This window comes from Bacillus sp. FSL W8-1141 (assembly GCF_038593205.1).
GTDB classification, from domain to species: Bacteria; Bacillota; Bacilli; order Bacillales; family Bacillaceae; genus Bacillus; species Bacillus altitudinis.
Genome location: NZ_CP151973.1, coordinates 1,709,095 through 1,721,602 on the forward strand (window position 1 = coordinate 1,709,095; position 12,508 = coordinate 1,721,602).

The 12,508-nt window shown below is 39.8% G+C and carries 16 protein-coding genes; 11 read left to right on the forward strand and 5 right to left on the reverse strand.

Annotated elements, in window-relative coordinates:
• Nucleotides 1-228: 228 nt before the first annotated feature.
• Together NSQ52_RS08600 and NSQ52_RS08605 are read left to right on the forward strand one after the other, a co-directional pair.
• Nucleotides 229-978 (forward strand): poly-gamma-glutamate hydrolase family protein, encoded by a 750-nt coding sequence (locus NSQ52_RS08600; protein ID WP_008344021.1) that lies wholly within the window; start codon nucleotides 229-231, stop codon nucleotides 976-978.
• 165 nt (nucleotides 979-1,143) lie between these two features.
• Complete coding sequence (locus NSQ52_RS08605; RefSeq protein ID WP_056704766.1) at nucleotides 1,144-2,292, forward strand: Rap family tetratricopeptide repeat protein; 1,149 nt, start codon at nucleotides 1,144-1,146, stop codon at nucleotides 2,290-2,292.
• Between the two features lie 89 nt (nucleotides 2,293-2,381).
• On the opposite strand, the gene NSQ52_RS08610 is transcribed toward NSQ52_RS08605, so the two are convergent.
• Nucleotides 2,382-3,707: a S8 family peptidase gene (locus NSQ52_RS08610; protein WP_056704767.1), complete on the reverse strand. Its 1,326-nt coding sequence runs from the start codon at nucleotides 3,705-3,707 to the stop codon at nucleotides 2,382-2,384.
• 583 nt (nucleotides 3,708-4,290) lie between these two features.
• Here NSQ52_RS08610 and NSQ52_RS08615 point away from each other — a divergent pair.
• The gene (locus tag NSQ52_RS08615; RefSeq protein ID WP_342474056.1) at nucleotides 4,291-5,025 is read left to right on the forward strand and encodes a poly-gamma-glutamate hydrolase family protein; all 735 of its coding nucleotides are present in this window, start codon (nucleotides 4,291-4,293) and stop codon (nucleotides 5,023-5,025) included.
• Between the two features lie 76 nt (nucleotides 5,026-5,101).
• A complete protein-coding gene (locus tag NSQ52_RS08620; RefSeq protein WP_058213761.1) occupies nucleotides 5,102-5,551 on the forward strand; it encodes an OsmC family protein in 450 nt (149 codons plus the stop codon).
• Nucleotides 5,552-5,596: 45 nt separating this feature from the next.
• Here the strand turns inward: NSQ52_RS08620 and NSQ52_RS08625 are convergent, their stop codons facing one another.
• From NSQ52_RS08625 to NSQ52_RS08640, 4 genes are all read right to left on the reverse strand, one after another.
• Nucleotides 5,597-5,965, reverse strand: coding sequence for a multidrug efflux SMR transporter (locus NSQ52_RS08625; RefSeq protein WP_007499443.1), 369 nt, complete (start codon nucleotides 5,963-5,965; stop codon nucleotides 5,597-5,599).
• A gap of 15 nt (nucleotides 5,966-5,980) precedes the next feature.
• Complete coding sequence (locus NSQ52_RS08630) at nucleotides 5,981-6,298, reverse strand: multidrug efflux SMR transporter (protein ID WP_017367286.1); 318 nt, start codon at nucleotides 6,296-6,298, stop codon at nucleotides 5,981-5,983.
• Between the two features lie 2 nt (nucleotides 6,299-6,300).
• On the reverse strand, nucleotides 6,301-6,843 hold the full coding sequence (locus tag NSQ52_RS08635) for a TetR/AcrR family transcriptional regulator (protein WP_041507251.1): 543 nt from the start codon (nucleotides 6,841-6,843) through the stop codon (nucleotides 6,301-6,303).
• A 112-nt stretch (nucleotides 6,844-6,955) separates the two neighbouring features.
• Nucleotides 6,956-7,219, reverse strand: coding sequence for a hypothetical protein (locus NSQ52_RS08640; RefSeq protein WP_017359036.1), 264 nt, complete (start codon nucleotides 7,217-7,219; stop codon nucleotides 6,956-6,958).
• A gap of 104 nt (nucleotides 7,220-7,323) precedes the next feature.
• Between NSQ52_RS08640 and NSQ52_RS08645 the strand changes: the two genes are divergently transcribed.
• The 7 genes from NSQ52_RS08645 to nrdE all read left to right on the forward strand — a co-directional run bounded on the left by NSQ52_RS08645 (nucleotide 7,324) and on the right by nrdE (nucleotide 12,498).
• Nucleotides 7,324-7,725 carry a YmaF family protein gene (locus NSQ52_RS08645; RefSeq protein ID WP_007499437.1) on the forward strand — a complete coding sequence of 134 codons (402 nt, stop codon included), beginning with the start codon at nucleotides 7,324-7,326 and terminating at the stop codon, nucleotides 7,723-7,725.
• 69 nt (nucleotides 7,726-7,794) lie between these two features.
• Nucleotides 7,795-8,745, forward strand: coding sequence for a tRNA (adenosine(37)-N6)-dimethylallyltransferase MiaA (miaA, locus tag NSQ52_RS08650; protein WP_065460384.1), 951 nt, complete (start codon nucleotides 7,795-7,797; stop codon nucleotides 8,743-8,745).
• A gap of 25 nt (nucleotides 8,746-8,770) precedes the next feature.
• Nucleotides 8,771-8,992: an RNA chaperone Hfq gene (gene hfq, locus NSQ52_RS08655; RefSeq protein ID WP_003211269.1), complete on the forward strand. Its 222-nt coding sequence runs from the start codon at nucleotides 8,771-8,773 to the stop codon at nucleotides 8,990-8,992.
• Between the two features lie 161 nt (nucleotides 8,993-9,153).
• A complete protein-coding gene (locus tag NSQ52_RS08660) occupies nucleotides 9,154-9,486 on the forward strand; it encodes a YmzC family protein (protein WP_342474057.1) in 333 nt (110 codons plus the stop codon).
• 79 nt (nucleotides 9,487-9,565) lie between these two features.
• Nucleotides 9,566-9,778 (forward strand): hypothetical protein, encoded by a 213-nt coding sequence (locus tag NSQ52_RS08665; protein ID WP_003212415.1) that lies wholly within the window; start codon nucleotides 9,566-9,568, stop codon nucleotides 9,776-9,778.
• A gap of 265 nt (nucleotides 9,779-10,043) precedes the next feature.
• Nucleotides 10,044-10,436 carry a class Ib ribonucleoside-diphosphate reductase assembly flavoprotein NrdI gene (gene nrdI / locus NSQ52_RS08670; RefSeq protein ID WP_017359034.1) on the forward strand — a complete coding sequence of 131 codons (393 nt, stop codon included), beginning with the start codon at nucleotides 10,044-10,046 and terminating at the stop codon, nucleotides 10,434-10,436.
• Nucleotides 10,396-12,498: a class 1b ribonucleoside-diphosphate reductase subunit alpha gene (gene nrdE / locus NSQ52_RS08675; RefSeq protein ID WP_017359033.1), complete on the forward strand. Its 2,103-nt coding sequence runs from the start codon at nucleotides 10,396-10,398 to the stop codon at nucleotides 12,496-12,498. The genes nrdI and nrdE overlap by 41 nt, the downstream gene beginning before the upstream one ends.
• Nucleotides 12,499-12,508: the final 10 nt, after the last annotated feature.

The following is a 12,508-nucleotide window of genomic DNA, read 5'->3' on the forward strand; positions in this document are numbered from 1 at the left end:
CAATTTTGTAGGTGTTTTTGACTAAAACAAAAATGAGGTCATAGGATTTAGTTTTTACTTGCACATGAACCGTTTTAAAGAAGCCGAAAATACCTAGGGCAACATAAAAAAACAGGTAAGTTCTCCTGATTCATGAAAAGGAGCCGGACATTCTTTGAATTCTTTTAGCGATTGATAGTAAAATAATGCGATAAGATGACATCGAAGAGAACGAAAAGGAGCGATGAAATGAAAAGACTACTCATAAGTGGATTCATCTTTCTCATCCTGTGTGCTCTTTTAATGGTGAAATGCAGCCATTCTATCCAAGAAAATAAAGAGCAAAAACAACATCATGAAGAAGTAGAAAAGTATAAGAAAGAGCGAAAAAAAGGGGATCAATATGAAAGTTTTAAACAGCTTATACGGCATGAAAGAGACGGCTATGAGATAGAGTTTCATGAAAAAGGGGGAAGTGACTTACTTGTCTTTTCTCCTCACGGCGGCGAAATTGAACCAGGAACAAGTGAAATTGTAGAAGCATTTGAAAAGAAGTACTCTACGTATTTATTTGAAGGGACAAAACAAGACAACAATCGTGACTTGCATATCACTAGTACAAAATTCGATGAACCGATTTTGGTTCAAATGATTAAAACATATCCCTTTTCTATATCTATCCACGGCTATAAAAGTGATAGAAGACATACACTTGTGGGCGGGACAAACGAAAAAATGCAAGAAGCGGTTGTGCGAGAACTAAAAGACCGGGGCTTCTCCGCAGAGCTCGTGCAAAAAGGCGAGCGCCTCTCCGGAACGGATCCAAACAACATTAATAATCAAAATGCCAGTGGCGAAAGCGTCCAGTTAGAAATTAGTACGGCGCAGAGAAAAGCCTTTTTTGACAACTTTGATACGAGAAAAGGAAAGAAAAAAGCATTTAGTCGCTATGTCAGTGGTTTAAAAGAAGTGCTTAGAGAATTCGACCCTTCTTCGTAGAAAAAAGGTTTTGATGGGCAAAAGTACTCTCTTTAAACTTGGTAAAAAAGATAGAAATGTGCAAAATCAACATAAAATATGAAATAAATGACAATTTGCCTTAAAATCATAAATTATGTAAAATAATAGTTATCAGTTTGATATGATAGAATGGGGCTGAAGTGGATGGCACACAAAATACCATCTTCCGAAGTAGGTGTAAAAATCAATCAATGGTACACACATATTTGCAAATTTGAAGTTGATCAGGCAAACGATATGAAGCGCCTTGTTGAAGAAGACATTCATGAGATGGAAGAAGATCAAGATTTATTACTCTATTATTCTCTCATGGATTTTCGCCATCAAATGATGCTTCAGCACTTAACGCCAGTCCATGCAGGGAATGAATCGCTTCAAGCGGTTTCTTTTCCAAAAGAAATTGAAGAGGCAGAAGATGAGATGACGGGTTTATTGGGCTATTACTTTCATTTTTTCCATGGAATGTATGCATTTACCCAGCACCGGTATATCGAAGCCATTTCCTATTATAAGCATGCGGAACATCAGCTGATCTTAGTGACAGATGAGATCGAAAAAGCGGAATTTTATTATAAAATTGCTGAAGTATACTATCATATGAAACAAACCTATTTTTCTATGCATTATGCGAAAAAAGCGAGAGACATCTATAAGAAACATCAGCTTTATGGAAAAAGAAGCATTCAATGCGATTTTGTGATGGCAGGTAATTGGATTGATGTAAATCAGCATCAAAAAGCGCTCCCGTATTTAGAAAAAGCTTTAAAAGTGTGTGAAGCAATGGAAAGAAAAGAATGCACATCTTATTTTAAGGCGATGGCCCTCAATAACTTAGGAACTTGTCATTATAGTATGGGAACCTATCATACAGCGACTGTCTTCTTTGAACAAGCCATTTCACTTTATCAAAAAGATCAAGCTGCAACGATGATCAAATCATTGTTTTCACTGGCTCTTACTTGTTTTAAACTCGAAGATATGGAGCGAGCGAGTGAGGCTATAAAGGAAGGCATGAATCAGGCCTCTATATTGGGAGATGAAATTTATCAATTGAAATTCCAATTTTTACAGGCACTCTATATAGAAACAGACAGCTCTGAACAATTGAGATCAGCCCTTTTGGGACTACGAAACAAAAAAATGTTTGCTGATTTAGAGGAATTGGCACTTGATGCGGCTAATTATTATAAGGAACGCGACATGTACAAGGAATCTTCCACTTTTTTTGAAATTGTGATCGAAGCGCGTACGCACATTCAAAAAGGAGATGAGATGTATGAGAACGAAGCATAACATGTCAGCTGCTCAAGTAGAAGAAAGACTTCACACATAAAAACAGACAAAACAACACCCTTTACGAAAAACGTAAAGGGCTTTTTTATTTATTCTTGGATTGCTTTTTCTGCGTCGATGGCACCTGCTCCGTAAATCATTGGGTCCTCTCCAGACCACTTGCTTGTATTTTCTTTTAATAAGGCTTTGACTTCATCAGGTGTTAAATCTGGTGAATGCTCTAATAATAGTGCGCAGATACCGGCACAAATGGGTGTCGCCATCGAAGTGCCAGATAACGTCGTATAATCATCATCGACTCTACTTGATTTATCTAGTTTATCTAGGAATGATCTTGGTGATCTAAGAGAGACGATATTGACTCCTGGTGCGAGGAGGTCGGGCTTTGTTTCACCGTAGACCGTTGGACCTCTGCTCGAAAATGGTGCCACGACATCGTCACTTGATTCTGGCGTATTTCGATCATCATAGGCTCCGACTGTAATGACTTTTTGACTCACGGCAGGGCTTGCGATCGTTTGACTGTTAGGACCGGAGTTACCAGCAGCAACGCATACGACAATCCCTTGATCCCAAGCTGCATTGACAGCGCGCACCATCGGATCGTCTTGTTCGTCATCATAACGCTGCGCATCGCCGCCAAGCGACATACTGATAATGTGAATTGGGTCATCAGGATGGTCTTCGTTGAATTGTATGCACCACTCAACACCTTCTATAATAGTAGAAAGTGATCCAGCGCCTTGTTTATTTAACACTTTTACCCCAATGATATTGGCTTTTGGAGCGGGTCCTTTGTATAAGCCGTCTGAAGCAGCTCCGTCTCCAGCCACATCCCCAGCGCAATGCGTTCCATGACCGTTATCATCATAAGGTTTCGTTTTTTGTTTGACTAAATCTACAAAGTCGCGAATTCTTCCATCTAAGTCCTCATGTGGGTATACGCCTGTGTCAACGACCGCAACCGTAATGCCTTCACCGGTTAAGGTCGTGCCATTTCGGACGACTTCATCCGCATGACTTGATTGTGTTGCCACATCCAGCAGTGCATGTACCTGTCTGTCTAAATATATTTTGCGAATATGCTCCCCATTTGCTAAGAGTTCCTCTAAAGCAGCAGGGGTAAGATCAGCAGCGCAGCAGTTAATATGTGAAAAATGTTTTTTGATGTTTGTTTTTCTGCTTTTTTTCATTAGCTGCTTTGTGCTTTGAATACCTGCTTCAACTGCATCTTCTTTAAATTCAATGATGACCCGAAGCTTCTTGCTCTTCTTTAACCTTCCTTCAAAAAAACGATGAAGAAAACAAGGCGTCCACTTAAAAGGCTTATAGAGGTGAAGGACGGTCTCTCTTAAAGGCTGATCCAATTTACTAGCATGTGTTCTGACCATTTGTACCATGGAAAATCCAAACATGTGATGCCCTCCATTCTAGCTATCCATTCTCGTACACTCTTACGTTATGAACATGACAGCATCTTTGTTCGGATTCTTGTCCCTTCTTTTGTTCATATTGGCGGCTGACTCATTTCCTTTAAAAAGAAAAGCGCTTACATTTTGTAAAATAATAGAAAAAGGTGGAAATCATATCAAAACTGCCGATGATAGGTGGGAGAGTTCTTCTTAGAGAACCAGTAAAACAGAGGATTCTGCAGAAAAAAGGGGGTTCTAGACAGGGTCAATGCTCATACAAATGTGATTCATTCCAGATGAAAAAAATCAAATTCGCATAAAAAAAAGACGAATTAAAGAAAACAGACTGGGTAGGACTAGGTCATTTTAAACATAACTTCATTTGTTTGTCATACTATTCTAACTCTGTTTTCAATCAGGAGAGGCGTTTCTGTGTATATAAATGCAATTATCTTATTTTTGAGGAATCTCATGATCTAGAGTGTTATGATCAAATTTGAAGAGAAAATGTGGAAAAAATGAAAAGAAATGATGATTCAATATTAATCATAGAAACGGCTTAGAAATCTGTTAAAGGAGAACGGGAATGAAGAAGTTTTTTGCTTTGCTTCTCCTGCTTGTCATCGGATGGGGCGTCTATTATACCATGCAAGCACAGGAACATGATGAGCCAGTGTCATCAGGTGGAGAAGACGAAAGCGGTTCAAATGATATGTATCGCAATTTTAAAGAACTGGAAGAGAATGAATCAACAGATCATTATCAAATTACATCCAATCCAGTGCCCGGCAGCCGTCTTCTAGTGATGTCGCCTCATGGCGGGAGAATCGAAGGCGGCGTTAGTGAGATTGTCCATTTTTTTGATAACGATTTTTCTACGTACTTATTTGAAGGTTTGAGAGAAAATGCATCAGAACTTCATATTACAAGTACAAACTTCGATGAACCAATCGGAGTCGCACAGGCAAAAGCACATGATTATGTCTTAGCTGTTCATGGTTATAAAGGGGAGCCGGGAATTGATCACACCCTTGTTGGCGGAACAGACTATAACCGTGCTGAGAAAATTGTGAACTCATTAGAGCGCAACGGTTTTTCTGCTGAACTTGCAGTTGCACACGCAACCCTAAGCGGAACAAGCAATCATAATATTAATAATCTTACAAAAACAGGGCAAAGTGTACAGCTTGAGATTAGTAGAAGTCAACGGGAAGCGTTATTTGACAGTTTCGATTTTCGGCAGCGGTCGAGTACAAAAAACGAGAGGTTCTACCGGTATGTCAGGGCGATTCGAACGGTGCTGGATGAAGAATATACGTAAGGATGGTGCACATCTTAAGACAGCAAGATGAATTCTTGTTACACTATAAAAAGTGATAACAAAAGGAGAGACAGATATGGCGCGTCATCATTTTCATCTTCAGGCAAACTGGCCTGGTCTGCGTAACGATGTGGGGACAATCGAATGTGAACAGTTAAAGACGGAGATTTCCATTCCAAAAGAAATGGATGGACCGGGTATTGGAACAAATCCAGATGAGATGCTCCTAGGTGCAGCGGCCACATGTTATATCATTACACTTGCAGCCATGATGGAGCGGAGTCAATTAGAGAAAGAGGATTTATCGATGAGCTCTGAGGCAGTTGTCGATGTGACAAACGGTGTGTTTACATATGAGAAAATCATTCACCGTCCTGTCATCATTCTCAAAGAGTCGGCTACAGCACAGGACATAGAACGAGCTCGTAAGCTTGCACATAAAGCTGAAAGCTCATGTATGATCTCTAGAGCTGTGCAAGGGAATGTCCATATTTCCTTAGAAGAAACCATCAAAGCTGGTTATTAAGTAAAAAAGTCATTTTCTCTTGATTAATGGAGAAAATGACTTTTTTTATGACGTCCATTCGGTTTGATCGAATGGTTCTTTCTTTTCTTCCTTTTGTTTTTTGGATTGATTTAAGACAATGACGCCGCATATGACAAGTGCAAGACCAATGAATCCTTTCATATGAATGGTTTCGTTAAATAGCACGAGGCCCACAAGAGCAGTAAGTGCTGTACCGACCCCAGACCAAGTGGCATATGCAGATGACAACTCAATTGTTTTGAGTGCCAAACTGAGAAAGGTAAAGGCACACCCAAATCCGATCAGCACTCCCATACTCGGCAGCACCTGTGTAAAACCTTGCGAAAGCTTCAGCATCGTACTGCCAAAAACCTCTGTCAAAATGGCTCCTGTTAAATAAAGCATTCCTTTCATATCACTTCACATCCTTTAAGACATATTTAATAGTACGACCCCTGAAACAAGCATTGCCATTCCAATAAGTGCTTGACGGTTCAAGGTTTCTTTGAAAAAGAGCACGCCAAAAAAAGCCGTGAGGACGGTACCGACCCCAGACCAAGTGGCGTAAGACATGCTAAGTGGAATGATATTAAGGGTCAATGACAACATGTAAAAAGCAAGTGTGTAGCCAGCGACAACGACAGCGCTAGGTTTAAAGCGTGTGAAACCATTTGATAGTTTCAGCATCGCTGCCCCGATTGCTTCTGAAAAAATGGCGATAGCCAAAAAAAGATATCCGAGGATCATCATCATCCCTCCTCTAAAATGTGTAAAATCCGATGAAGTAAAAGGGTTTTTTCCTCTCGATTCAATGGTTCAAGCTGAAACATTTCTGAAAACCATATACCATCACAGGCAAGACGGATCAGCTGGCTAAGTGCAGGGTCATTGATTTCCTCGGTTGCTTTTTCTTTAAATTCCGCATAAAAATGACGCCAAGGATTTAATAATGCTTCATCAAATGACATGGTAGCCAGCATGCTTGTACATAGCTGTGTGGTGTTTTGTCTATCAAGGTCATTTAATGTGGCCAATATATAGGCACGTACATAAGGTGCCTTTTCGTTTTTGTATGTTTCCTGATACGTGTCAAGCTGCTGACGAAAAGAGGCAACCGCATGCTCATTCATTTGCTGGATCAGGTCTTCCTTGCTCGAAAAATGATACAGTAGCCCGGCTTTGGTCATATTTGCATGTTCTGCCACCTGCTGAAGGGTGAGCTGACTCAATCCTTCTTTTAGAATGGTGTGAGCTGCTGCCTCAAAAATTTGTTCTTTTTTCGTTTTAGACATAAAAAAAACACCTACTTTACTGAACGGTCGGTAAAGTAAATGTTAACCTATGAAAAACAAATGTGTCAATCGATTCATTTTATAAGAGGATGTTTTCACTAAATCGTCATATTTAATAATAAGGGTATGGTCCATATGGCGGGTATGGCGGTGGATAAGGATAACCATAGCCATATCCTGGAGCAAGAAGCGACCCAGCTAAAAGCCCTCCAGCAAAACCACCTAAAAATGGCGGTCCAAAAAATCCAGGTCTCCCATAGCCAAAACCAGGGCGCCCAAACCCAAACCCAGGTCTTCCAAAACCAAATCCAGGGCGTCCAAATCCAAAAGGTCTTCTCATCTCATCTTGAACAAACGGTGCGTCAAAATAATTCATAAAAAAAGACTCCTTTCACATAAAATCACTGTAACTGACATCAGTGTATTCGAGTGGCCCACTTGTGTTTGGGTGAATGCCTAAAATAAGGAGGAATGTAAAAAATGGGCCTGTATCCGTCTGATTGGGCTAAATGTCCACCTCATGCACATGCTTATAAAGCGCGAACGGATGTAACAGAAGAACATTATCATTTAATAGAAGGTATTTCTCAGCCTGTGAATGGAAGCAGTACCGACAGACATACTCATTATTACCGGGGGATCACGTCATTTGAAAGAGGGCATTTTCATAGATATTATGGCGTCACTGGACCTGCTATCCCAAGAGTGGACGGGACGCACTACCATGAAATTGAGGAAGTCACGTTTTCTGCCTATACCGACTCTGTCCCGATTCCATACGGGGGAGTCGTTTACAGTCCAGATGAAGAAAGGCCAACGCATAAGCACCGTTTAAAAGGAAAGACATATGAAGTGGTCGGGAATGAACCACTTGGCTGGTGACAAGGAGTATATAGGAGAGAAAGAGAAGTTATGCTATACTGTAGGCAGTTTGTAAAAGAGAGTGATGTTATGAAAAAACAACCAGTGATTGTATTAGTAGGTCCGACGGCTGTCGGAAAAACAAAGCTGAGCATTGATATAGCGAAAGCATTTAATGGAGAAATTATCAGCGGAGATTCCATGCAGATCTATAAAGGGATGGATATTGGCACAGCGAAAATCACCCCTGAAGAAATGGATGGCGTACCGCACCATTTAATCGATATTAAACAACCGGATGAATCGTTTTCTACAGCTGAATTTCAGCAGCTTGTCCGCTTAAAAATCAAAGAGATTGCTGCGAGAGGGAAAACGCCCATGATTGTTGGTGGAACTGGGCTATATATTCAGTCTGTTTTATATGATTACACGTTTACTGATGAGAAAAGTGATCCTGCTTTTAGAGAAGAGATGACGCTGTTTAAGCAGCAACATGGACCGATCAAGCTGTATGAAAAGCTAAAAGAAGCCGATCCTGACGCTGCAAAAGCGATTCATCCGAATAACGTCCGCCGCGTGATCAGAGCGCTTGAAATCATCCATACAACAGGTCAGAAAATGTCTGATATGCAAAACGGGCATCAAGAAGTTCCTCTTTATGACACTGCCTTCATTGGGCTGAAAATGGACCGAGAGCTTTTGTACGAGCGCATTCATCAAAGAATTGATATGATGTTAGATGAAGGCTTAATTGAAGAAGTGAGCGCACTTTATCAATCTGGTTTGAAAGATTGTCAGTCTGTTCAAGCGATTGGTTATAAAGAGTTGTATGCCTATTTTCAAGGCGATTGCTCACTTGATGAAGCCATCCAGCAATTAAAACAAAATTCCCGCAGATATGCGAAGCGTCAGTTTACGTGGTTCCGTAATAAAATGGATGTCACCTGGTTTGATATGACACCACCTTGCCACTTTTCGGACAAAAAAGAGGAAATTTTCGCATATATAGCAGGAAAGCTTGGACTTAAAGCGAAACTGTAGTTATCAGAATCAAGGAGGACGAAACATGAAACCGATTAATATTCAGGACCAATTTTTGAATCAGATCCGCAAAGACAATACATTTGTCACAGTATTTTTACTGAATGGCTTTCAGCTTCGCGGTCAAGTAAAGGGATTTGACAATTTCACGGTGCTGCTTGAGACAGAAGGGAAGCAGCAACTTATTTATAAACATGCGATTTCAACATTTGCTCCTCAAAAAAATGTAAATCTTGAATTAGAATAAACACCCGTTTTCACCAATAGCCCCATGCAGCTGCGAATAAACCGGCCGAAACCCGCTACGTTTTTTGTCAGTGCAGAGGGGCTATTTTGTATGCCATGAAACTTTTCTGTCCAAGTTGCGTATAAATCCTTATTGGACATTTAAAAGGTGAGGGGATTTATATGGAAAATGCAGAGCTTGAATTGAGAAGGATTCGAGTGATCCTTCTTTTGATTGGAATCGTTGTCTTATTTGGATCATGCGCCATCTCGAACATCGAAACGAGACAAGAAAGTTGGCATAACCATTCTAGTGAGCATGATGGGAGCCATGTTGATGGTCTTTTACCATCATCTGTTGCGCTAAAAAATAATCACATTGCTGTTGTGAAAGATGATGAAGTACATGTATACCGGTTTGATGAAAAAGAAGGAGAGCTGACGCTCATTACGACAAAGTACATAGATGAATGGGATGAAGGTGATGGTGATAGTGAAGACTTTGATGAAGAGTAAGCACGTAAATTTACAAATGAATGTGAAGTCGCTACACTATAAACATGCATTAGACATCTAGGCAGAAAAGGATGAGTTCATGACACACAAAATTAAAATTAATCATTGGGAACAAACTTGTGAAGATGACTCCTGTTTCGAATATGGAACAAGCGTTTCTGTAAACGGGAAAGAGTTAGTAAGAGAAGCTTCGATCGTCTCTGCGCTTGAAGCGGTGCTCAAAGAATTAGGTGTTGAAGTGGAAATAACAGAAGTGTCAGAAGATTTACAGTGCGATGCCTACAAAAAATAAAACAAAAAGTCTAGTCTACTAAGCGATTTTTTTTCGTGTTATGATAGATTTCGGTTTCAGTTGAATAGGGAGTAGGGCAGTCTATTTTTAGAACCTGCTCTGCTCTATTTATTTGAACGTACGAGTTCGGCTATGAATGTTCGGCCGGGTTGGTTGATTTTTTTCGTTTCGAGTATCTATATGTTGTGTTTTGAAAAAACATAGTATACTATATATAGTGAATAACGGAATGATCAACAATACTAAAAACTAGGTCGTGATGGAATTGATTCAAATCGTATTTGATTCAAAAACAGGAAATGTTCAACGCTTTTTGGACAAGACCCCTTTTACAGACAAACGAAAATTGACTGGAGAAGAGTTTTTGGATACGCCGTTTATTCTCGTCACCTTTACGACAGGATTTGGACAAGTCCCTGGTACCACTCAGTCATTTTTAGAGAAAAATGCGCACCTTTTACTAGGTGTAGCGGTGAGTGGGAACAAAGTGTGGGGAGATAACTTTGCCAAAAGCGCCGATACGATTTCTAAACAATATCAAGTTCCTATTTTGCACACCTTTGAACTAAGCGGAACAAAAAGGGATGTTGAATTGTTTACACAGGAGGTAGAAAGAATTGTCACAAAATCAGGTTCCAAAGTGGATACAATTAAATAACGAGATTATGATTCAAAAAGAAGGAAAGTTTCAGTTCGACAAGGACAAAGAAGCTGTACATAGTTATTTCGTAGATTATATTAATCAAAACACGGTCTTCTTTCATAATCTAGAAGAGAAGATTGATTACTTAATAGAAAACGACTACTATGAGGAAGAATTTTTAAGACAATACAGCATGTCAGATATTAAAGAAGTATTTGAAGCTGCATATGCCAAGAAATTTAGATTCCCATCATTTATGAGTGCGTTTAAGTTTTACAATGACTATGCACTGAAAACAAATGACAAAAAGAAAATCCTTGAACGCTATGAAGACCGCATTTCAGTTGTGGCTCTTTTCTTTGCGGGCGGAGACAAAAAGAAAGCACTTGAGTTTGTGGAACTGATGATCAACCAAGAGTATCAGCCAAGTACACCAACATTCTTAAACGCAGGCCGTAAAAGACGTGGTGAGCTGGTGAGCTGCTTCTTGCTTGAAGTGAATGACTCATTAAACGATATCTCAAGAGCCATTGATATTTCCATGCAGCTGTCTAAATTAGGCGGCGGAGTCAGCTTGAACCTTTCAAAGCTTCGTGCGAAAGGTGAAGCAATCAAAGATGTTGAAAATGCGACCAAAGGTGTCGTAGGCGTCATGAAACTTCTTGATAATGCATTCCGATATGCAGATCAAATGGGACAAAGACAAGGTTCAGGCAGTGCCTACCTGAATATTTTCCACAGAGATATTAATGATTTCTTAGATACGAAAAAAATCTCTGCGGATGAAGATGTTCGTGTAAAAACACTTTCGATCGGTGTCGTCATCCCAGATAAATTTATCGAGCTTGCTAGAGAAGATAAAACAGCTTACACATTCTATCCTCATACAGTTTATAAAGCTTATGGACAGCATCTTGATGAGATGGATATGGAAGAAATGTATGACGAGCTTGTAGAAAACCCGAAAGTCAAAAAAGAAAAAGTCAATCCGAGAAAACTTCTTGAAAAATTAGCTGTTCTGCGCTCAGAATCAGGCTATCCATATATCATGTTCCAAGATAATGTGAATAGAGAGCACGCTCTGAACCATATTTCACGTGTGAAATTCTCAAACCTTTGCTCAGAAGTACTTCAAGCTTCAGAAGTCTCTTCTTACACGGACTATGATCAAGATGATGAGATCGGACTTGATATTTCTTGTAACCTTGGTTCTTTAAATATCATGAACGTGATGAAAAACAAATCCATTGAAAAAACAGTCAAGCTTGCAACGGACTCACTTACACTTGTGTCTGAAACAACAGATATCCGCAATGCACCAGCTGTTAGAAAAGCGAACAAAGCGATGAAGTCAATTGGACTTGGTGCGATGAACCTTCACGGGTATTTAGCTCAAAATCAAATCGCTTATGAAAGTGAAGAAGCAAGAGATTTCGCTAATACGTTCTTTATGATGGTGAACTATTACTCCATTAAGCGTTCAAGTGAGCTTGCAAAAGAAAAAGGGGAAACATTCCACCGTTATGAGGGCTCTGGTTATGCAACAGGAGAGTACTTCAATAAATACGTAGAAAATGATTTCACTCCAAAAACAGAAAAAGCTGCTGCGCTATTTGAAGGGATGCACATTCCAACAAAAGAAGATTGGGCAGCACTTAAAGATTTTGTAGCGGAAAATGGCATGTATCATAGCTATCGATTATGTATTGCGCCAACAGGTTCTATTTCGTATGTTCAATCGGCAACAGCGTCTGTGATGCCAATTATGGAACGTATCGAAGAAAGAACATACGGAAACAGCAAAACGTATTATCCAATGCCAGGACTTTCAGCACAAAACTGGTTCTTCTATAAAGAAGCATACGATATGGACATGTTTAAAGTGGTCGATATGATCGCAACCATTCAGCAGCACGTCGATCAAGGAATCAGCTTTACATTATTCCTAAAAGATACGATGACAACGCGTGACTTAAATCGCATCGATCTTTATGCACACCATAAAGGCATTAAGACACTTTATTATGCAAGAACGAAGGATACAGGGCAGGAAGGCTGTCTTTCTTGTGTTGTTTGATTAAAGGAGA